The 20431-nt window shown below is 71.2% G+C and carries 15 protein-coding genes and 1 pseudogene; 4 read left to right on the forward strand and 12 right to left on the reverse strand.

Annotated features, from left to right (window positions below; all coding sequences use genetic code 11):
• The first annotated feature begins 82 nt into the window (after positions 1-82).
• Positions 83-355, forward strand: a complete 273-nt coding sequence (locus tag V1258_RS10100; RefSeq protein WP_329749533.1) for an acetyltransferase — start codon at positions 83-85, stop codon at positions 353-355.
• Here V1258_RS10100 and V1258_RS10105 read toward each other — a convergent pair.
• The 4 genes and pseudogenes from V1258_RS10105 to V1258_RS10120 all read right to left on the reverse strand — a co-directional run.
• On the reverse strand, positions 294-872 hold the full coding sequence (locus V1258_RS10105; protein ID WP_329744828.1) for a CDP-alcohol phosphatidyltransferase family protein: 579 nt from the start codon (positions 870-872) through the stop codon (positions 294-296). The genes V1258_RS10100 and V1258_RS10105 overlap by 62 nt on opposite strands.
• Positions 869-1294 carry a hypothetical protein gene (locus V1258_RS10110; RefSeq protein ID WP_329744827.1) on the reverse strand — a complete coding sequence of 142 codons (426 nt, stop codon included), beginning with the start codon at positions 1292-1294 and terminating at the stop codon, positions 869-871. Before V1258_RS10110 ends, V1258_RS10105 begins: the two co-directional genes overlap by 4 nt.
• 4 nt (positions 1295-1298) lie before the next feature.
• Positions 1299-3221: a translational GTPase TypA gene (gene typA / locus V1258_RS10115; RefSeq protein WP_329749534.1), complete on the reverse strand. Its 1923-nt coding sequence runs from the start codon at positions 3219-3221 to the stop codon at positions 1299-1301.
• A gap of 336 nt (positions 3222-3557) precedes the next feature.
• Positions 3558-4988 (reverse strand): annotated as a pseudogene (locus V1258_RS10120) (dipeptide ABC transporter ATP-binding protein); the annotation flags it as partial.
• A 29-nt stretch (positions 4989-5017) separates the two neighbouring features.
• Between V1258_RS10120 and pgi the strand changes: the two are divergent.
• Entirely contained in the window at positions 5018-6742 is a 1725-nt protein-coding gene (pgi, locus tag V1258_RS10125; RefSeq protein WP_329749535.1) for a glucose-6-phosphate isomerase, read from the forward strand.
• 173 nt (positions 6743-6915) lie between these two features.
• On the opposite strand, the gene V1258_RS10130 is transcribed toward pgi, so the two are convergent.
• Positions 6916-8334: an MFS transporter gene (locus V1258_RS10130; RefSeq protein WP_442878611.1), complete on the reverse strand. Its 1419-nt coding sequence runs from the start codon at positions 8332-8334 to the stop codon at positions 6916-6918.
• A 219-nt stretch (positions 8335-8553) separates the two neighbouring features.
• On the opposite strand from V1258_RS10130, the gene V1258_RS10135 reads away from it, so the two are divergent.
• Together V1258_RS10135 and V1258_RS10140 are read left to right on the forward strand one after the other, a co-directional pair.
• Positions 8554-10128, forward strand: a complete 1575-nt coding sequence (locus V1258_RS10135; RefSeq protein ID WP_329749536.1) for a flotillin family protein — start codon at positions 8554-8556, stop codon at positions 10126-10128.
• Between the two features lie 226 nt (positions 10129-10354).
• Positions 10355-11383 (forward strand): ATP-dependent 6-phosphofructokinase, encoded by a 1029-nt coding sequence (locus tag V1258_RS10140; RefSeq protein ID WP_329749537.1) that lies wholly within the window; start codon positions 10355-10357, stop codon positions 11381-11383.
• A gap of 63 nt (positions 11384-11446) precedes the next feature.
• Here the strand turns inward: V1258_RS10140 and V1258_RS10145 are convergent, their stop codons facing one another.
• The 7 genes from V1258_RS10145 to V1258_RS10175 form a co-directional block, all read right to left on the reverse strand.
• Entirely contained in the window at positions 11447-12637 is a 1191-nt protein-coding gene (locus tag V1258_RS10145) for an acyl-CoA dehydrogenase family protein (RefSeq protein WP_329749538.1), read from the reverse strand.
• Between the two features lie 54 nt (positions 12638-12691).
• Positions 12692-13630: an endonuclease/exonuclease/phosphatase family protein gene (locus V1258_RS10150; RefSeq protein ID WP_329749540.1), complete on the reverse strand. Its 939-nt coding sequence runs from the start codon at positions 13628-13630 to the stop codon at positions 12692-12694.
• The gene (gene dnaE, locus V1258_RS10155) at positions 13627-17199 is read right to left on the reverse strand and encodes a DNA polymerase III subunit alpha (protein ID WP_329749542.1); all 3573 of its coding nucleotides are present in this window, start codon (positions 17197-17199) and stop codon (positions 13627-13629) included. Before dnaE ends, V1258_RS10150 begins: the two co-directional genes overlap by 4 nt.
• Positions 17200-17371: 172 nt before the next feature.
• On the reverse strand, positions 17372-18103 hold the full coding sequence (locus V1258_RS10160) for a hypothetical protein (RefSeq protein WP_329749544.1): 732 nt from the start codon (positions 18101-18103) through the stop codon (positions 17372-17374).
• Between the two features lie 30 nt (positions 18104-18133).
• The gene (locus tag V1258_RS10165) at positions 18134-19060 is read right to left on the reverse strand and encodes an RluA family pseudouridine synthase (RefSeq protein WP_329749546.1); all 927 of its coding nucleotides are present in this window, start codon (positions 19058-19060) and stop codon (positions 18134-18136) included.
• Positions 19057-19662, reverse strand: a complete 606-nt coding sequence (gene lspA / locus V1258_RS10170; protein ID WP_329749547.1) for a signal peptidase II — start codon at positions 19660-19662, stop codon at positions 19057-19059. Before lspA ends, V1258_RS10165 begins: the two co-directional genes overlap by 4 nt.
• Positions 19659-20345, reverse strand: coding sequence for a DivIVA domain-containing protein (locus V1258_RS10175; protein ID WP_329749548.1), 687 nt, complete (start codon positions 20343-20345; stop codon positions 19659-19661). The genes lspA and V1258_RS10175 overlap by 4 nt, the downstream gene beginning before the upstream one ends.
• Positions 20346-20431: the final 86 nt, after the last annotated feature.

Raw genomic sequence — 20431 nt, forward strand, 5'->3', positions numbered from 1 at the left:
TCTCCGTCCCCGGCCGCTCGACGCGGACGTGATGCGAGGAACACCCCGTCGGCCGCGGGCCCCGGACCGCTAGCCTCGGGGGATGGACGAGCAGAGCCCGGATCGGGTCCGCGCCGGATGGGCGCCTTTCCTCCAGGAGGGGCGCCGCGTCGTGATCCGCTCCGCGATCGACCGCTCCCGTTCCCCGCACGGCGAGTCGATGACCGATGCGCTGGGCACCGTGATCGCGACCGATGAGGAGTCGGTGACGGTGATGACGCGCCGCGGCGACGTGAGGGTGCCCCGGGTGCTGATCATCGCGACGAAGGAGGTCCCGCCGCCGCCGGTGCGTCGGGTGCGGGACGCCGCGCCCTGAGGATGTAGTCCGCCGCGGAGACGACGTGCAGGACCACGCCGATCCACACCAGCACCTGCACCGCGCCGATCAGGCCGGGGGCCCACGCGGCCGCTGCGACCAGCAGGAACACGGAGGACATCAGCACGAAGGTGCGGACCTTTCCGAGCCGGGAGACGGCGATGCGCCCGCCCAGCGCGGCGCGGGTGGCGAGCGCCGCCATCGCCACGTCCATCAGCAGGATCAGCACCAGCGCCGCCCAGGGCAGCAGGCCCGCGAGGGCGAGGGTGAGGACGATCGCGGCGAGTCCCAGCCGGTCCGCGATCGGGTCGATGATCTCGCCGACGCGGCTGGTCTGGTCCAGGGTGCGGGCCAGGAGCCCGTCGACCCAGTCGGTGCTCGCCCAGACCAGCAGCAGCACCACGGCGAGGGTGTCCGGGCCGTCCAGCAGCAGGCGGCACACCGGGAGCAGCAGCACGAAGCGCAGCAGGGTGACCAGGTTGGGCAGGGTCGCCCAGTCGCGCCGGGGTGAGCTCATCGCCGCCTCCGCCGCAGGGTCACCACGAGCGCCGCCGCGAAGGGGACCAGGATCCCGATGCCCTGCACGATCCAGCCCGCGTACTGGGTCTGCTCGGCGACGACGGCGGGGACCAGCACCCCGCCGCCCGCTCCTCTGCCGAGGAACGGGCCGGCGATCAGCCCCCACAGCGAACCGAGGAGCAGCAGCGGCAGCCGGGCCCCGGTCGAGGCGACCAGGAAAACGCAGGCCGTGACCTGGAACAGCAGCCCCAGCAGCAGACCCGTCGGCACCTGCACCGACCCGAGATCGAGCCGCATCCGATGCGTGGTGATCAGGAACAGCACCGAGATCACGGCGATCACCACCGCCATCACCGCCTGGGAGACTCGGGCGGAGACGGAGGTGGTGTCGACCGTTCTCGGGCCGTTCGGGGGCGTCACCGGATCACTGGACCGAACGCGCCCGGGAAACCGCGCGACGACGCTCGGTGGGATCGAGAATCACCTTGCGGATGCGGACGATCTCGGGGGTGACCTCGACGCACTCGTCCTCGCCCGCGAACTCGAGGGACTCCTCGAGGGTGAGCTTCCGCGGCGGCACCAGGTTCTCGAAGCTGTCCGCGCTGGCGGCGCGCATGTTGGTCAGCTTCTTCTCCTTGGTGATGTTCACGTCCATGTCCTCGTTGCGGGAGTTCTCCCCGACGATCTGGCCCGTGTACACCTCGGAGGTGGGCTCGACGAAGAAGCTGCCGCGCTCCTGGAGGTTGATCATCGCGTACGGCGTCACGGCGCCGGGGCGGTCCGCGACGAGGGACCCGGTGTTGCGGAACTCGATGTCGCCCATCCACGGCTCGAAGCCGTCGGCGTAGGACGAGGCGATGCCGTTGCCGCGGGTCTCGGTCATGAAGCGGGTGCGGAAGCCGATCAGGCCGCGGGAAGGCACGGTGAACTCCATGCGCACCCAGCCGGAGCCGTGGTTGCTCATGGTCTCCATGCGGCCCTTGCGCGAGGCCATCAGCTGGGTGACGGTGCCGAGGTACTCCTCCGGCACGTCGATGGTCATCCGCTCGACGGGCTCGTGGGTCTTCCCGTCGATGGTGCGGGTGAGCACCTTGGGCTTGCCGACGGTGAGCTCGAAGCCCTCGCGGCGCATCTGCTCGACGAGGATCGACAGGGCCAGCTCACCGCGGCCCTGCACCTCCCAGGCGTCGGGGCGCTCGGTCGGGAGCACCTTGAGGGACACGTTGCCGACCAGCTCGGAATCGAGGCGGTCCTTCACCTGGCGAGCGGTGAGCTTGTGGCCCTTGCCGTTCTTGCCGGCGATCGGCGAGGTGTTGATGCCGATGGTCATGGAGATCGCCGGGTCGTCGATCGCGATGAGCGGCAGCGGACGCGGGTCGGAGACGTCGGTGAGGGTCTCGCCGATCATGATCTCCGGGATGCCGGCGACCGCGACGATGTCGCCCGGGCGGGCGGCGCGCGTCATCGGCTCGCGGGAGAGGCCCTTGGTCTCGAGCAGCTCGGTGATCTTGACGGTCTTCGTGGCGCCGTCCTGTGTGCACCAGGCGACCTGCTGGCCCTTGGTGAGCTCGCCGTTCTTGATGCGCAGCAGCGCGAGGCGGCCCAGGAACGGGGAGGCGTCGAGGTTGGTGACGTGGGCCTGGAGCGGCATCTCGTCATCGAAGCTCGGTGCGGGGATCTTCTCGAGGATGGTCTTGAACAGCGCCTCGACCGTCTCCTCCTCCGGCAGGGTGCCGTCGGCGGGCTTGTCGAGGGAGGCGCGACCGGCCTTGCCGGAGGCGTAGACGACGGGCACGTCGAGGACGGCGTCGAGGTCGATGTCCTCGACCTCGTCGGCGAGGTCCGAGGCGAGGCCCAGGAGCAGGTCGGTGGCCTCGCCGACGACCTCGTCGATGCGCGCGTCGGGGCGGTCGACCTTGTTGACCACCAGAATCACGGGCAGCTTCGCGGCGAGCGCCTTGCGCAGCACGAAGCGGGTCTGCGGGAGCGGGCCCTCCGAGGAGTCGACCAGGAGCACGACGCCGTCGACCATGGACAGGCCGCGCTCGACCTCGCCGCCGAAGTCGGCGTGGCCGGGGGTGTCGATCACGTTGATGGTGATGCCCTCTGGCTCCCCGATCGTCGCGGCGGAGGGGCCGGTGTACCGGATCGCCGTGTTCTTCGCGAGGATGGTGATGCCCTTCTCGCGCTCGAGCTCGCCGGAGTCCATCGCCCGCTCGTCGTGCTTGTCGCGCTCCCCGAAGGCGCCGCCCTGGGTGAGCATGGCGTCCACGAGGGTGGTCTTGCCGTGGTCGACGTGGGCGACGATGGCGACGTTACGCAGGTCGTTGCGGTGCTGGATGGTCATACGCAGGTGCTCGTTTCAGATAGCGCGGCGGGGCGTGGACCGAGCAGCGCCCGGTCGCACCGCGGTGCGACCCGCTCCAGGGCCGCGCCGATTCTATCGGCCCCAGCCGCCCGCGCACCGGTGGGCGGATGAGAGGTTCGACGCGGTGCGGGGCGGTGCGCCGACGGCTCCGTCCGGAGGCCGACGGGCCGGTCCGGGGTCCGACAGCTCCATCCGTCGGCCGACGGAGGATCCGAGGTCCGACGGGGCGCCGACATGCCGGAGGCCGGGGAGGACCGCCGCCTGCGGCGTCCTCCCCGGCCTCGCTCCGGCCCCGCCCTGCGGCGGGATCACCGATCAGACGTGACCGGCCTGCGCGAAGGGATCGATGACGTCGTCGGGCCCGTCGCCGCCGGACGCATCGCCCTCGCCCACCGGGGCCGCCTGGGCCTCGACGTCGATCGTCTCCGCGCCCGCGAGCGGGATGGATCCGCCGGGGATCGCGGCGAGCAGGCGCTTGGTGTACTCCTGCTGCGGCGAGTGGAACACCTCGTCGGTGGTGCCCTGCTCGACGACCCGGCCCTTCTCCATCACCAGGGTTCGGTCGGCGATCTGCCGCACCACCGCGAGGTCGTGGGTGATGAACAGGTAGCTGAGACCCAGCTCGGCCTGCAGGTCGTTGAGCAGCTCGAGCACCTGGGCCTGCACCAGCACGTCGAGGGCCGAGACGGCCTCGTCGCAGATGACGACCTCGGGGTCCAGGGCCAGGGCGCGCGCGATCGCGATGCGCTGACGCTGGCCGCCGGAGAGCTCGTTGGGATAGCGCTGCATCATCGCGGCGGGCAGCGACACCTTGTCCAGCAGGTCGCGGACCTTCGCCTCCCGGGACTTCGCGTTCCCGATGCCGTGCAGGCGCAGCGGCTCCTCGATCGTGCGGTAGATCGAGTACATCGGGTCGAGGGTTCCATAGGGGTTCTGGAAGATCGGCTGAACCCGGCGGCGCAGCGTCTTCTGGGCCCGGCCCCGGATGGTGGTGATGTCCTGGCCCTCGAAGAGGACCCGGCCCGAGGTGGGCTCGAGGAGCTTCAGCACCATCTGGGCGACCGTCGACTTGCCCGAGCCGGATTCGCCGACGATCGCGGTGGTGGTGCCGCGCTCGAGGGCGAAGGAGACGTCGTCCACCGCGCGGAAGGGCGTGGTCCGCCACGGCACGCTGCCCCGGATCGAGAACTCCTTGGTGAGCTTCTGGACCTCGATGACCGCCGTGGGATCCGGCTCGGAGTACCCGAACTCGGGCGAGAACTCGACCTCGCCGCGAGATGCGGCGGGGACGCCCTCGAGGGCGGCGCCCTCGTGGGCGTTCTCCAGGGCGTGCTCCCGGGCGGCCTCGCGCACCTCGAGCCGCTTGGCCGCGGAGACCAGCCGGCGCGAGGCCAGCGAGGGCGCCGAGGCGATGAGCCGCTTCGTGTACGGATGCTGCGGGGACTGCAGCAGCTCGAGCGCGGGACCGGACTCGACGACCTGCCCCTTGTACATCACCACGAGGTGCTGGGCGCGCTCGGCGGCGAGGCCCAGGTCGTGGGTGATCAGCAGCACCGCGACACCGAGCTCCCCGGTGAGGTGGTCGAGGTGGTCGAGGATCTGCTGCTGGACGGTGACGTCCAGGGCGCTGGTCGGCTCGTCGGCGATGAGCAGCTTGGGACGGGCGGCGAGGCCCATGGCGATCAGCGCGCGCTGCTTCATGCCGCCGGAGAACTCGTGCGGGTACTGGCCCGAGCGGCGCCCCGCTCCCCCGCCCCACGGTGTTCAATGGCGGCATGACCGAGTCGAGCACCGCTTCCTCCCCCTCCACCCCCTCAGCCCCATCCGTCGAGCCCGTGGACCCCACGACCACCGCCGCCTGGGACGCCCTCGAGGCGCACGACCTCGAGCGCTCCGGGTCGCTGCGGGAGATGTTCGCCGCCGATCCGCAGCGTGCGGAGCGCCTGAGCTTCTCCGCGGCGGACCTGCACGTGGACCTGTCCAAGAACGTGATCACCGACCGCACCGTCGAGCTGCTGCTCCAGCTCGCCCGCGAGGTCGGCGTCGAGGAGCGTCGCGACGCCATGTTCGCGGGCGCCCACATCAACACGACCGAGGACCGGGCCGTGCTGCACACGGCGCTGCGCCGCCCCGAGGGCGCCTCCCCCGCCCTCGAGGTCGACGGACAGCAGATCGACGCGGACGTCCACGAGACCCTCCGCCGGGTCTACGAGTTCGCGGACTCGGTGCGCTCGGGCGAGTGGACCGGCGTGACCGGCAAGCGCATCGAGACCGTCGTGAACATCGGCATCGGCGGCAGCGACCTCGGCCCGGTGATGATCTACGAGGCGCTGAAGCCGCTCGCGCAGGACGGCCTCACCGCCCGCTTCCTCTCGAACATCGACCCCACCGACGCCTACGAGACGACGCGGGATCTCGACCCCGAGACCACCCTGGTCATCGTCGCGAGCAAGACCTTCACCACCCTCGAGACCCTCACCAACGCGCGCCTCGTGCGCGACTGGCTGCTGGCCGGGCTGCGCGAGGGCGCGGGTCTGACCGCCGAGCAGGAGTCGGAGGCCGTCGCGAAGCACTTCGTGGCCGTCTCCACCGCGCTCGACAAGGTGGCCGAGTTCGGCATCGACCCCGAGAACGCCTTCGGCTTCTGGAACTGGGTGGGCGGCCGCTACAGCGTCGACTCGGCGATCGGCACCGTGCTCGCGACCGTGCTCGGCCCGGACGTCTTCGAGGAGCTGCTGGCCGGCTTCCACGCGATGGACGTGCACTTCGCGACCGCCCCGGCGGAGAAGAACGTGCCGCTGCTGATGGGCCTGCTGAACGTGTGGAACGTGAACTTCCAGGAGGCGGAGACCCATGCGGTCCTCCCCTACTCCCAGTACCTCCACCGCTTCCCCGCCTACCTGCAGCAGCTGACCATGGAGTCCAACGGCAAGTCGGTGCGCTGGGACGGCTCCCTCGCCACGACGGAGACCGGCGAGGTGTTCTGGGGCGAGCCCGGCACCAACGGCCAGCACGCCTTCTACCAGCTGATCCATCAGGGCACCCGCACCATCCCCGCGGACTTCATCGCCTTCGCGACCCCGAACCACGCCCTGCGCGACGGCGACCAGGACGTCCACGAGCTGTTCCTGGCGAACTTCTTCGCGCAGACCAAGGCGCTGGCCTTCGGGAAGACCGCCGAGGAGGTCCGGGCCGAGGGCACCGAGGGCGCGCTCGTCCCCGCCCGCCAGTTCTCGGGCGACCGCCCGACCACCTCGATCATGGCGCCGCAGCTGACCCCGTCGGTGCTGGGCCAGCTGATCGCGCTGTACGAGCACATCACCTTCGTGCAGGGCGCCGTGTGGGGGATCAACTCCTTCGACCAGTGGGGCGTCGAGCTCGGCAAGCAGCTGGCCAAGGACCTCGCGGGCGCCGTCGCGGGCGACGAGACGGCGATCGCGGCGGAGGACTCCTCGACCTCGGCGCTGATCCGCTACTACCGCGCGCACCGCGAGGGCTGACCGGCCCCGTCCCGGCGGTCTCGGCCGGGCCAGGCTGTGTCCACCGACGGGACGTGAACGGCCCGAGACCTGCATATGACAGGTCTCGGGCCGCTCACGTCCCGTTCATGGACAGTGCCCGCGGGGAGGGCCCGCCAGATCCGCCCGGGCCGGCCGGAACCAGCGGGCTCAGGTCACGCCAGGTAGTCCACGTCCCGGGTCTCGCCGCCCGCGATGAGGGCGAGGATCGTGATCACCGCGGCGAGGGTGAGGTAGCCGCCGACCAGGAGCAGCGAGCCGCCCTGCGCCTGCCACAGCGCGATCATGGCGTAGGGCGCGGGGGCCGCCCCGATCACCGAGGCCATGTTGTAGCTGACGGCGCTGCCGGTGTACCGCACGTCGGCCCGGAACATCTCGGGCAGGAACGCCGCCATCGGCCCGAAGGTGAGGCCCATGAGGGTGAAGCCGAGGATCAGCGCGGCCATCACCCCGACCGTCCCGGCGTGCATGAGCGGGTCGAGCAACAGGCCGAAGACGCCGATTCCGGCGGTCACGACGAGCAGCAACCGCTTGCGGCCCAGGCGATCCGCGAGTGGACCGGAGACCACAGTGAAGATCCCGAAGAAGACCACCCCGATGATCAGCATCGTGAGGAAGTCGGTGCGCTCGTAGCCGAGGCCCGGGGCAAAGCTCGTCGGGTCGAAGGCCTTGCCCGCCGCCTCCGCGGCGCCCCGGGCGGAGGCCTCGTCGGCCGCGGTGGTGCCGACCACCATGAGGAAGGCGGTCATGAGGTAGAAGAGCACGTACGTCGCAACCATGGCGAGGGTCGCGAGGACCAGCGGCTTGGCCGCGGTGCGGAACACGCGGGCGATCGGCACGGCCGCGACCCGCTGCTCGTCCAGCACCTTCTGGAAGGCCGGGGACTCCATGAGCTTCAGCCGCACCCACAGGCCCACGATCACGAGCACCGCGGAGAGCAGGAAGGGCACGCGCCACCCCCAGGCCGTGAACTGCTCGGGGGTGAGCTGCACGCTCAGCAGCACGAACAGCAGGTTGGAGAGGATGAACCCGAGCGGGGCGCCGAGCTGGGGGAAGGTGCCGTACAGAGCGCGCTTGCCGGGAGGGGCGTTCTCGGTGGCCAGCAGCGCCGCGCCGGACCATTCGCCGCCCAGGCCGATGCCCTGGCAGAAACGCAGGAGCACCAGGATCGCGGGGGCGATGACCGCGAAGCCGGGCGTGGAGGCGGTGGGGAGCACGCCGATGAGGAAGGTCGCAATGCCCATCACCAGCAGGCTCGCGACGAGCGTGGTCTTGCGGCCTACGCGGTCTCCGTAGTGGCCGAAAATCAGCGAGCCCAGCGGCCGCGCGACGAAGGCGACGCCGAAGACGGCGAAGGAGCTCAGCAGCTGGTTCGCCGGGGTCTGCGTCGGGAAGAACAGGGCCGGGAAGACGAGCGAGGCGGCGGTCGCGTAGGCGTAGAAGTCGAAGAACTCGATCGTGGTGCCCACCATCGAGGCCGTGATGACGCGGCCTCGGGTGTTCGCGGGGGCGGTCGGCGGCGGGCCGGACGGATCGGTGGGGTCGGCGGGTTCGGGGGCATGCGGGTGGTTCACGACGGGCGACACTAGACCCTCGATCCCACTATTCGGACCGCCAGGCCGCATCGCGAGACGTCGGCGCCGGAGATTCCGGACGCTCCCCGCCGCCGCGGTGTCCTCACCGGTCACGACGGCGTCTCCGCCTCCGGAACGACCTCCCGCTCGGGGCCCCGCGATGGGACAATCGACGGCGACGTGCATGAGGGGCATGCACGAGCTCACTGAGGGGAACCCATGGAAGCCTTGATCCCGATCGTCGGCGGGGCGGCGGTCATCCTGATCGTCCTGCTGATCCTGCTGTTGGTGCTGTTGCGCAGCTACCGCATCGCGGCGCCGAACGAAGCGCTCATCATCACCGGACGCAGCGCCAAGACCAGCCCCAACGGGGACATCGACCTCGAGTCGGGCGGGGCCCGCGTGGTCATCGGCGGGCGCGCGATCGTACGCCCCATCGTGGACCGCGCCTTCGTGCTCAGCCTCTCCTCGCGCCAGATCCCGGTCGAGGTCGAGGGCTACTCGATGAACGGCATCTTCCTGCGCCTGCGCGGCGTCGCCCAGGTCAAGGTGGGCGGCAACGTCGACGATGTCCGCAAGGCCTCCCAGCGTTTCCTCGACCAGCAGCAGCAGATCGACCACTACACCCAGGAGATCCTCTCGGGCACCCTGCGCGCCGTGGTCGGCACGCTGAGCGTCGAGCAGATCATCCGCGACCGCGCGTCCTTCGCCTCGCAGGTGCAGGCCGAGGCCGAGCACTCGATGAACAACCAGGGCCTGGTCATCGATACCTTCCAGATCTCCGCGGTCGAGGACGACGGCTCCTACCTGCGCGACTGGGGCCGCCCGGAGGCGGCGCTGGTCGCCAAGCGCGCCTCGATCGCCGAGTCCGACGCGAACCGCGAGTCGACCCAGGCGAAGAACCTCAACCTCCAGCAGGAGGCCGAGTCGAAGCAGGCCTTCGACATCCGCAACGCCGAGATCAAGGAGGAGACCGACGCCCGTCAGGCCGTGGCCGACGCCGCCGGTCCCCTCGCCCGCGCCGCGCAGCAGCAGAGGATCATCGAGCAGGAAGAGCTCATCGCGGTCCGCAACAACGACCTGCGCGAGAAGCAGCTCATCGCGGAGGTCCACAAGCCGGCCGAGGCCAAGCGCTACGCCGAGCAGCAGGACGCGGACTCGAAGAAGTACGCCCGCGTCGCCGACTCGGAGGCGCAGCTGACCGACGAGCGCAACCGCGCCGAGGCCCGCAAGGTCTCCGCGGACGCCGAGGCGCACGCGATCGAGGCCCGCGGTCGGGCCGAGGCCGAGGTCGAGCTGCAGCGCCGCTCGAAGGACGCCGAGGCCGTGCGCCTCGAGGGTCAGGCCGAAGCCGACTCGCTGCGCGCCAAGGGCGAGGCCGAGGGTGCGGCGATCCGCGCCAAGGGCGATGCCGAGGCGGAGACCACCCGGGCCCGCGCCGAGGCGTACAAGCAGTTCAACGACGCCGCGGTGCTCGCCCAGGTGCTCGACGTGCTGCCGGCCGTCGCGAACGAGCTCGCCTCCCCCTACTCGAACATCTCCAACCTCTCGGTGTTCTCCACCGACGGCGAGGCGAAGATCGGGCAGAACATCTCGGTGGGACTCGCCCAGGTCCTCGACATGGTCAAGTCCACGACCGGCGTCGACTTCCAGGACACCCTGCAGCGGGCCGCCGAGGGCGGTCGCTCCGTGCGCGCCCAGGCCGAGCAGGCAGGGTCCGCGGCGGGCTCCGCCCCGGCGGCCCCCACCGCACCGTCGACCGACGCCGACGACGCCGCCGACGCCCCGGAGTGACCCTCTCCCGTCGGACCGGATGACCGGAGCCGACGGACCCGAACGGCGCCCCGTCCCCGCATCGCGGGGGCGGGGCGTCGTTCTGCGTCGGCGGTCGAAGGATGCCGTTCACCTGCACGTCATGTGCTGTTCGTGGCGGGACCGAGGGCTTGGCGACATGCCGCGGGGTGGTCCTAGAGTGGGTCGCAGCACCCCTGGTCCCGGCGAGAGAAGCGAGTCCTCCCCCATGAAGATCGGCATCCTGACCTCCGGGGGCGACTGCCCCGGGCTGAACGCCGTCATCCGCGGCATCGTGATCAAGGGCGACAAGCTGTTCGAGGACGAGTTCATCGGCTATCGCGACGGCTGGCGCGGGGTGATCGAGAACGACTGGATGACGCTCCCCCGGCGCAAGGTGCGCGGCATCGGCCGGATCGGCGGCACGATCCTCGGCACCTCCCGCGCGAACCCCTTCCACGACGGGGCCGACGGGGCGGAGGTCGTGCTGCGGCAGATGGACGAGAACGACATCGACGCGATCGTCGCGATCGGCGGGGACGGCACCCTGTTCACGGCGAACCGTCTGCACGAGGCGGGCGTGCCGGTGGTCGGTGTGCCGAAGACGGTGGACAACGACCTCGACGCGACCGACTACACCTTCGGCTTCAACACCGCGGTGGAGATCGCGACCGAGTCCCTGGACCGGCTGCGGATGACCGGCGACTCGCACCACCGTTGCATGGTCGCCGAGGTGATGGGCCGCTCGGTGGGCTGGATCGCGCTGCACTCCGGCATGGCGGCGGGCGCCCACGTGATCTGCCTGCCCGAGTTCCCGCTGACCATCGACGAGATCTGCGGCTACGTGAAGTCCGCCTTCGACCGCGGCCGGGCGCCGCTCGTGGTGGTCGCCGAGGGCTTCATCCCGCAGGACGCCCCCGAGGGCTTCATGGACTACGACCTCGACGAGTTCGGCCGTCCCCGCTTCGGCGGGGTCGCCGCGGCCCTCGCCCCGATCATCGAGGAGCGTCTCGGCGTGGAGGCCCGTGCGACCGTGCTCGGCCACATCCAGCGCGGCGGCGAGCCGACGGGCTACGACCGGGTGCTGGCCACCCGGCTCGGCACCGCCGCCGTCGATCTCGTGCACCGGGGCGGCTTCGGGCGCATGGTGTCCCTGCGGGGCACCGAGATCGTGGACGTGCCGCTGAGCGACGCGATCGACTCCACGAAGAAGGTGCCGCAGTCCCGGTGGGACGAGGTCGAGATCCTCTTCGGCTGACAGGCCGACGGGCCCCACAGCTCAGCCGGCGGATCCCGCTGACGGGATCCCGCGCGGCCCCGCTCAGCCGGCGGAGCCGACCTCGCCCAGCAGCGCCTTCCCGTAGGACGCGTGCACCGACTCCTCGTCGGACGGGTGATAGAGGCCCGCCCGGACGTCGCGGGAGAGCCGCTCGAGCTCGCTGCGGCGGAAGAAGTGGGAGCCGCCGCTCGCGCGGAGCACCTGGTCCACGGCCGCGATCGCGGCCTCGGTCGCGCGGGACTTCACCCCGGAGAAGTGGAGGAACCAGCGGGCGCCGTGGTCGGTGATCCCGGGCCCCGTGGAGCCGGTGCCGAGCGCGTCGAGATCGGCGGTGACCTTCTCGATCTGCAGGATCGCCCCGTCGATCCCGATCGCGGCGGCGGCGAGGCGGCGGCGGATGTCGGGGTCGTCGGCGTGGACGATGCCGCGGGTGACGGAGCGGCGGGTGGTCGCGACCTGCACGCCCACGGCGAGCGCCCGCTCCGCGATGCCGGTGTAGACCGAGGCGATGAGCAGCTCGAAGGCACCGAAGATCCCGCGCACGAGCGGATCGGGGTTCGGTCCGACGGGGGTGAGGGTGAGGACGTCCTGGGCGGCGATCGGTGCGGCGTGCAGGCGGGTGGTGCGGGACTGGGTGCCGCGCATGCCGTGGGTGTCCCAGTCGTCGAGGACCTCGACCGCGTCGGTGCGCTCGAGCAGTCCGAACACGAGGCGGGGGTCGACCTCGGTGGCATCGGCGAGGCGTCCGTGGACCACGAGCCGGTCCCACACCGGCGCGAGGGAGGTGAAGATCTTGGTCCCCGTGACGGTGTACCCGCCGTCCTCGCGGGCATCCGCGCGGGTCGAGGCGTCGAAGAGCATCGCCTCGTTGCCGGCCTCGGAGATGCCGAAGGCGAACAGGAGGTCCTCCGCGGCGCCGGCGAGGACCCGCTCCCCCGCGTCGGCGCCGACGAGATGCGCGTGCAGCGCCGCGCCGGTGACCACGAGGTGCATGTTCAGGGCGAGGGCCGTGGCCGGGGCGGCCTGGGCGAGGCGCCGCTGCACCCGGGAGGCGTCCAGCAGGCTCGCCCCGAGCCCGCCGAGCACGGTCGGCACGAGCAACCGCAGGTAGCCGCGCTCGCGCAGGTCGGCCAGGTCCAGCTCGGGGAAGGTGTTCTCCCGGTCGTGGACCGCCGCGCGCTCGCGGAAGGTCTCGAGGAGGTCATCGGGCAGCAGGTCCTCTGCGAAGCTCATGGGCTCAACGCTAGTCCACGTCCGCCGACGGGAGCTGGGGGCGAGAGCGGGGTCTCAGCGTCGCGGGGCGAGGAGGGCGAGCACCGGGCGATGGTCGGAGGATCCGCGCGGGCCGACCCGCACCGCGCGGACCTCGATTGGTCCGCGCACCCACATCGAGTCGAGGCGGCGCAGGGGCAGACGGGACGGATGGGTGGGGGCGTCCGGGGCGGGGGGACGGCCGGTCCGGGCGCCGGGGAGGCCGCCGCGGAGGACCAGCCCGAGACGACGCGCCAGCGACCGGGCGACCCGGGCAGCGCGCCCGGTCCGGGCACGGCGGGCGAGGAGGTCGCGCCGACGCGAGGCAGGCGGTCGGGACTCGTCGGCCGCGCGCGCGGAGCCGGCGGCCTCCCGCCAGCCGGTCGCGGCGAGGGCGGCGAGCTCGGGCGCGGCGGGGTCGGCGTTCAGGTCCCCCATCAGCACGGCGGGCACCTCGGGATCGAGCTCGTCGGTGCGGCGCACGAGCCCCTGCACCTGTGCGGTGCGGTGCCGCGGATCGGCGTGATCCAGATGGGTGACCAGCACGTCGAGCGCGGTCCCGTCCGCTCGCCGGACGCGCGCGACGAGCACCGCGCGGGGCTCTCCCGGGGCGGCGGCGGGATGGTCGGGCAGCGGATGGTGCTGCGCCGTCTCGAGGTGATGCCGGGTCAGCAGAGCGACGCCGTAGCGGCGCGGCGGTGCGCCCACCGTCGTCGGCGGATGCTCGAGCGCGGCGCCAAAGGCGACCTCCAGACCGAGCTGCGCGGCGAGCCGCGCAGCCTGGTCCTCCCCGCGGGACCGCTCGCCGAAGGCGACGTCGACCTCCTGCAGACCGATCACGTCGGCCCCGAGCGCGGCGATCTCCCGCGCCGTGCGCACGAGGTCCACGCGCCCGTCGGCCCCCAGCCCATGGCGGATGTTCCAGGTCGCGACCCTCCAGAGGGCCGCCACCGGGCCGGGTGCCGGGGGCGTCACTGCAGGCAGCCCGGTCCCAGCAGTGCCTTGAGGGAGGCGTACAGGGCAGCGGACGGGGTGACCGAGAGCCGCTTGTCCAGCTGCATCAGGGTGGTGCGGCCCGGCTCCTGCAAACGCAGCCGCACCTCGCTCGAGCCGGGGTTGTCCTCGAGGACGCCGCGGAGCTGCTCGGCCACCTTGTTCGTGGCGCGCAGGGCGGGCAGGGCGATGACGACGGGCCCGTCGGCCCCGCCCCCGGTCTCGGGGATCGACATCTCCATGACCCGCAGCTCGGGCATGCCCTTGGAGGTGTCGACCCGTCCCTTCATGGAGACGATCAGGTCCTCGGCGAGCTCGCCGGCGACCGTGAGATAGGTGGACGGGAAGAGCAGGCAGTCGATCGAGCCCTCGAGGTCCTCGACCGTGGCGATCGCCCACATGTCGCCCTTCTTCGTGGTCTTGCGCTGCAGCGTCGTGACCAGGCCCGCGATCGTCACCATCTGGCCGTCCTCGACCGCGCCCTCGTCGGCGAGCGCGCTGATCGAGGTGGTCGAGTTCTGGGCGATGACGTGTTCGAGCCCGTAGAGCGGGTGGTCCGAGACGTACAGGCCCAGCATGTTCCGCTCGAAGGCGAGCTTCTGCTTGCGGTCCCACTCGGGCAGGTCGGGGATGGTGATCGTCGCGGCGGAGCCCGAGGCCATGGTCTCGCCGTCCTCCCCCACCCCGGCGAAGACGTCGGCGAAGAGGTCGTACTGGCCCTGGGCCTCCTTGCGCTTGACGTCCACGACGGAGTCGACGGCGTCCTCGTGGACCAGCACCAGGGAGCGCCGGTTCGCGCCGAGGGAGTCGAAGGCGCCGCCCTTGATGAGCGACTCGATGGTGCGCTTGTTGCAGACGGTCAGGGGGACCTTGTCGAGGAAGTCGGTGAAGGAGGTGAAGGCGCCCTTCTCCTCGCGCGCCTTGATGATCTCCTCGACGACGTTGGCGCCGACGTTCCGGATCGCGGAGAGGCCGAAGCGGATGTCCTCGCCGACGGCGGAGAAGTAGAGGTCCGACTCGTTGACGTCGGGCGGGAGGACGGTGATGCCGCGGTGGCGGCAGTCGCCGAGGTACAGGCCGAGCCGGTCGCGGTTCTCCTGGGTGGAGGTGAGCAGCGCGGCCATGTACTCGGTGGGATGGTTGGCCTTGAGGTAGGCGGTCCAGTAGGAGACCACGCCGTAGGCGGCCGAGTGCGACTTGTTGAAGGCGTAGTCGGCGAAGGGCAGCAGCGTCTCCCAGAGGGCGGCGACCGCGGCGTCGGAGTAGCCGTTCCCCTTCATGCCCGCCTCGAAGGAGACGTACTGCTTGTCCAGCTCCGCCTTCTTCTTCTTGCCCATGGCGCGGCGGAGGATGTCCGCCTCGCCGAGCGAGTAGCCCGCGACCTTCTGCGCGGTCTGCATGACCTGCTCCTGGTAGACGAGCACGCCGTAGGTCTCGCCGAGGATCTCGGCGAGCGGCTCCTCGAGCTCCGGGTGGATCGGGGTGATCGGCTGCAGGCCGTTCTTGCGCAGCGCGTAGTTGGTGTGCGAGCCCATGCCCATCGGGCCCGGGCGGTAGAGCGCGGAGACCGCGGTGATGTCACCGAACTGGTCGGGCTTCATCTGGCGGAGCAGGGTGCGCATGCCGGAGCCGTCCAGCTGGAACACGCCGAGGGTGTCGCCGCGCTGCAGCAGCTCGTAGGTATTCTGGTCGTCGAACGGCAGGGTCTCGAGATCCGGCGGGGTCTTCCCGTTGCGGGTCATGTTCTCGACCGCGTCCGAGAGCACGGTGAGGTTCCGCAGCCCCAGGAAGTCCATCTTCAGCAGGCCGAGGGTCTCACAGGTCGGGTACTCGAACTGCGTGATGATCTGGCCGTCGGAGGGCCGGCGCATCATCGGGATGATGTCGGTCAGCGTGTGGCTGGACATGATGACGGCGCAGGCGTGGACTCCCCAGCCGCGGGTCAGGCCCTCGACGCCCTTGGCGATGCCGACGACCTTCTGGACGTCCGGGTCCTCGTCGTGCATCCGCCGGAACTCGGTGGCCTCCGCATAGCGCTTGTGCTCGGGGTCGAAGATGCCGTTGATCGGGATGTCCTTGCCCATGACCGCCGGGGGCAGGGCCTTGGTGATCCGGTCGCCCATCGCGAAGGGGTAGTCCAGGACGCGCGCGGCGTCCTTGAGGGAGTTCTTCGTCTTCATGACGCCGTAGGTGACGACCTGGGCGACCTTGTCGTCGCCGTACTTCTGCTCGACGTAGTCGATGACCTCGCCGCGGCGGCGATCGTCGAAGTCGACGTCGAAGTCGGGCATGGAGACGCGGTCGGGGTTCAGGAATCGCTCGAAGAGCAGGCCGTGCTCGATCGGGTCGAGGTCGGTGATGCGCATCGCGTAGGCGACCATCGAGCCGGCGCCGGAGCCACGGCCCGGTCCCACGCGGATGCCCTGCTCCTTGGCCCACTTGATGTAGTCGGAGACGACGAGGAAGTAGCCGGGGAAGCCCATCTGCAGGATGATCCCGACCTCGTAGTCGGCGCGCTGCTGGACCTCGTCGGGGATGCCGGAGGGGTAGCGGTAGTGCAGGCCGTCCTGCACCTGCTTGACGAACCAGGACTCCTCGTCCTCTCCGCCGGGGGTCGGGAAGTGCGGCATGTAATTCGCGCCCTCGTTCGTGGTGGTGAACGAGACGTCACACATCTCTGCGATGCGCAGCGTGTTGTCGCAGGCCTCGGGGAACTCGCGGAACAGCTCCCGCATCTGCTGCGCGGACTTCAGGAAGTAGCCGGAGCCGTCGAACTTGAAACGGTCCGGGTCGTTCAGCTTCGAGCCGGAGTTGATGCACAGCAGGACGTCCTGGATGGTGGCGTCCTCCTCGGTGACGTAGTGGAGGTCATTGGTGGCGACCAGCGGCGCGCCGATCGCCTTGGCGACCTCGAGGAGGTCCTTGGTGACCCGCTTCTCGATGGACAGTCCGTGGTCCATCAGCTCGATGAAGTAGTTCTCCCGTCCGAACATGTCCTGGAACTCGCCAGCGGCCTTCACGGCCTCGTCGAACTGGCCCAGGCGGAGCCGGGTCTGCACCTCGCCGGAGGGGCAGCCGGTGGTGGCGATGAGGCCCGGCGCGTACTTCGCGAGGATCTCGCGGTCCATGCGGGGCCACTTGCCCATCTGCCCGTCGAGCGAGGCGGCCGAGCCCAGGCGGAAGAGGTTGTGCATGCCCTCCGTCGACTTCGACAGCAGGGTCATGTGCGTGTAGGCACCGCGCGCGGAGACGTCGTCGCCCGCGGCCTGCTGCTCCTTGGTGCCCCACTGGACGCGGGTGCGGTCATGACGGCTCGTCCCCGGGGTCACGTACGCCTCGATGCCGATGATCGGCTTCACGCCCGCCTTGGTCGCCGCGGCGTAGAACTCGTAGGCGCCGAAGAGGTACCCGTGGTCCGTGATCGCGACCGCGCTCTGCCCGAGGTTCGCCGCCTCCGCGACGAGCTTGTCGATCTTCGCGGCCCCGTCCAGGAGCGAGTAATCGGTGTGGACGTGGAGGTGGACGAAGTCATCGGTGCCCGGAGAAGCCATGCGCTCCAGGGTAATCCGGGACGCCCCGCGGAGGGGCTCGGCGCGGGGTCGGAGAGGTCACCCCGGCGCGTCCGGCGTGTCGGGAATCCGGGGGCGCGTCGGGACGTTGCCGCGGCTGTTCAGCGGGGGTCGGAGCCCCCGGCGTGGGTGAGCAGTTGCTCGGCGGGACCGCTCACGCCCCGTCCTCCTCCGCCTCGCGCTCGCGGCGCATGTCGGCGAGGAGGCGGCCCATGTAGTCGTGGACGTCCTCGTAGCTCAGGGAGCGCTCGTCGCGGCGCGGCGGGATGCCGCCCACGAAGGCGCCGCCGTGCCAGGCCAGCGAGTCGTCCGGGAGGGTCGGGTCCTCGTCGCGCCACAGGTCCAGGGGGATCGCGTGGGCGGCGAGGTCGGCGGCGATCTCCGCCGCGCGGGCCGGCTCGCCCGAGCGCTGCAACACGGCGACGAGCAGGGACTGGGCGGCCCAGGCGAGGGCGTCGTCGTCCCGGTCCTCCCCCGGTTCGACGCACTCGAGGACCAGCGCGACGTAACTCGCGGCGAGCTCGTCCGCCCCGTCCTCGTAGTGGTCGGTCGCGACGCGCAGCGCGACCCGCGGCACCAGCTCCCGTGCCTCCCACAGCACCGCGGCGCCGACGAGCGCCATCCCCACCCCCGTCGGGAAGTCGGGATCCTGGGCCAGGGCGGAGGTGGACGCGCGACCGGACCGGCGCTCGTCGTCGGCCGCGAGGAACTCCTCCACCGCGCGGGCGATCGCCGCCCGCATCGCCTCGTCGTTCCGCAGCGCCACCTCGGCGCCCGCGGGGTCCAGGCCCAGGCGGCGCGCGACACGGGCGACGGGGAAATCGGGGCGCGACAGGGCCGCGGAGCGCGTGGGGGTGAGGGCGCCGGGGAGCTGCTCGTCGGTCATGGTCCGACGGTATCGCCTGGACGCGCCCGCTCAGCGCTCCCTGAGCCGGTCCAGGGCCTGCTGCAGGTCCGCCGGGTACTGCGAGGAGAAGGTGACCTGCTCCCCGGTGGCGGGGTGGATGAAGCCGAGTTCCATCGCGTGCAGCCACTGCCGGATCAGTCCGACCCGCTCCGCGAGGGTCGGGTCCGCGCCGTACAGCGGATCGCCGACGAGAGGGTGCTTCAGCGCCGCCATGTGCACGCGGATCTGGTGGGTGCGGCCCGTCTCGAGCTTGACCCGCAGCAGGGTCGCGCCGCGCAGCGCCTCGAGGGTCGAGTAATGGGTGACGGAGTGCTTGCCGTCGCTGCGCACCGCGAACTTGTAGTCGTGGTTCGGGGACCGGCCGATCGGGGCCTCGATCGTGCCCTCGGGCTGGTCCGGGGTCCCCTGGCAGACGGCGTGGTAGACCTTGTCCACCTCGCGGGCGCGGAAGGCGTCCTTGAGCGTGGTGTAGGCGAGCTCGGTGCGGGCGACCACCATGAGCCCGCTCGTGCCGACGTCGAGGCGGGAGACGATGCCCTGCCGATCGGGGTCGCCGCTGGTGCGGATCGACACCCCCGCCGCCGCGAGATGGCCGAGGACCGTCGGCCCCGACCAGCCGGCGCTCGGATGCGCGGCGACGCCGACGGGCTTGTCGATGACCACAATGTGCTCGTCCTGGTGGACGAGGCTCATGCCCTCGGCGATCTGCGGCCGCACCTGGGTCGCGGGGCGCTCGTCAGGGATCTCGACGCTGAGCAGAGCGCCCGGTTCGAGTCGCTGCGAGCGGGGCGGGACGCGACCGTCGATCTGCACGTGCCCGGCGTCCACGAGATCGGCGACGCGGGTGCGGGACAGGCCCAGCAGGCGCGAGAGGCCGGCGTCGACCCGCTCCCCCGCGAGACCGTCGGGGACCATCAGGGTGCGGTGGCCGCTCACGCCTCCCGCTCCTCCGGCGCCTCGGCCTCTGCCGTCGCGGCATCCTCTGCGTCCCCGGCGGCGGGATCCGCGTGCAGGCCGATCACGCCGAGCAGCACGATGAGGATCGCCCCGCCGACGACGCCCATGTCGGCGATGTTGAACACCGGCCAGTTCGGCAGCTCGAGGAAGTCCACGACCTCGCCGCGGAACGGGGCAGGCGGCCGCAGTATTCGATCGTGGATGTTGCCGAGCGCCCCGCCGAGGATCATGCCGAGGGCCAGGGAGTACCAGGGCGAACGCACGGAGGTGACCGCGAAGACGAGGACGCCCACGATGATCAGGATCTGCAGGCACGTGACGACGGGCGTGATCCCGGCCCCCATGCCCCAGGCGGCGCCCGAGTTGTACAGCAACGTCAGCTGCAGGAACTCGCCGACGAACGGCTGGGGAACGAGCTCCTCGAGGTTCGCCTCCGCCCAGTTCTTGGTGACCTGGTCGAGGACGAGCAGGATCGCGCCGAGCACGACCATGATGCCGAGGACCCCGGGGAGGGGGAGACGGCGACGAGCGCCGGACCCCAGGGGCCCGGCGCTCGTCGCAGAGGAGGCGTGACGGCTCACAGGCCGAAGGTCGCCTGCTTGTCCTGCGTCTCGCTCGTGTCGAGATCGCGGAGCTGGTTCTCGAGGTAGTTGCGCAGACGGTTGCGGTAGTCGCGCTCGAACGTACGCAGGCCCTCGATGGTCTTGTCGAGCTCGGCCTTCTTCGACTCGAGCTCCGCGAGGGTCGTGCGGGACTTCTCCTCGGCCTCGCCGACGATGCGCTTGTGCTCGTCGTTCGCTTCGGCGATGAGGCGGTCGCGCTCGTCCTCGCCGTTCTTGACGTACTCGTCGTGGAGGCGGTTCGCGAGGGCGATGATGCCGGCCGCGTCTGTCGGCGCGGAGGAGGCCGCGGCGGGCGCGGGCTGCTCGGCGGGGGCCTCGGGCTCGACGACGGCCTGCGGGGCCGTGGTGTCGACATCCGCGGCGGGCGCCTCGGCGACGGGGGCGGCGTCGATCAGCTCGGCGTCGTCCTCCACCGGGGCCGCATCGGCGGCGGCCGCGGCCGGGGCGGACTCCAGCTCCGCGATGCGGTTCTGGGCCTCCTCCAGCTCCTTGGTGAGGCGGTTGTTCTCGTCGATCAGCTCTTGGAGGCGCGGCAGGATGTCGTTGTCGAGGTAGTTGTCCACCTCGTCCATGTCATAGCCCTCGGAGAACCGAACCGGTGTGAACCGCTTGTGCAGCAGGTCATCGGGCATCAGAGCCATGGGTCACCTTCTCGTCAGTCTGGGGTGGTCTCTGCGCCGGGCGCAGTGCGGACAGCCTAGCGGATCCGGCGCGCTCACCGGACGTC

Source organism: Brachybacterium sp. J153, assembly GCF_036311905.1.
GTDB lineage: Bacteria > Actinomycetota > Actinomycetes > Actinomycetales > Dermabacteraceae > Brachybacterium.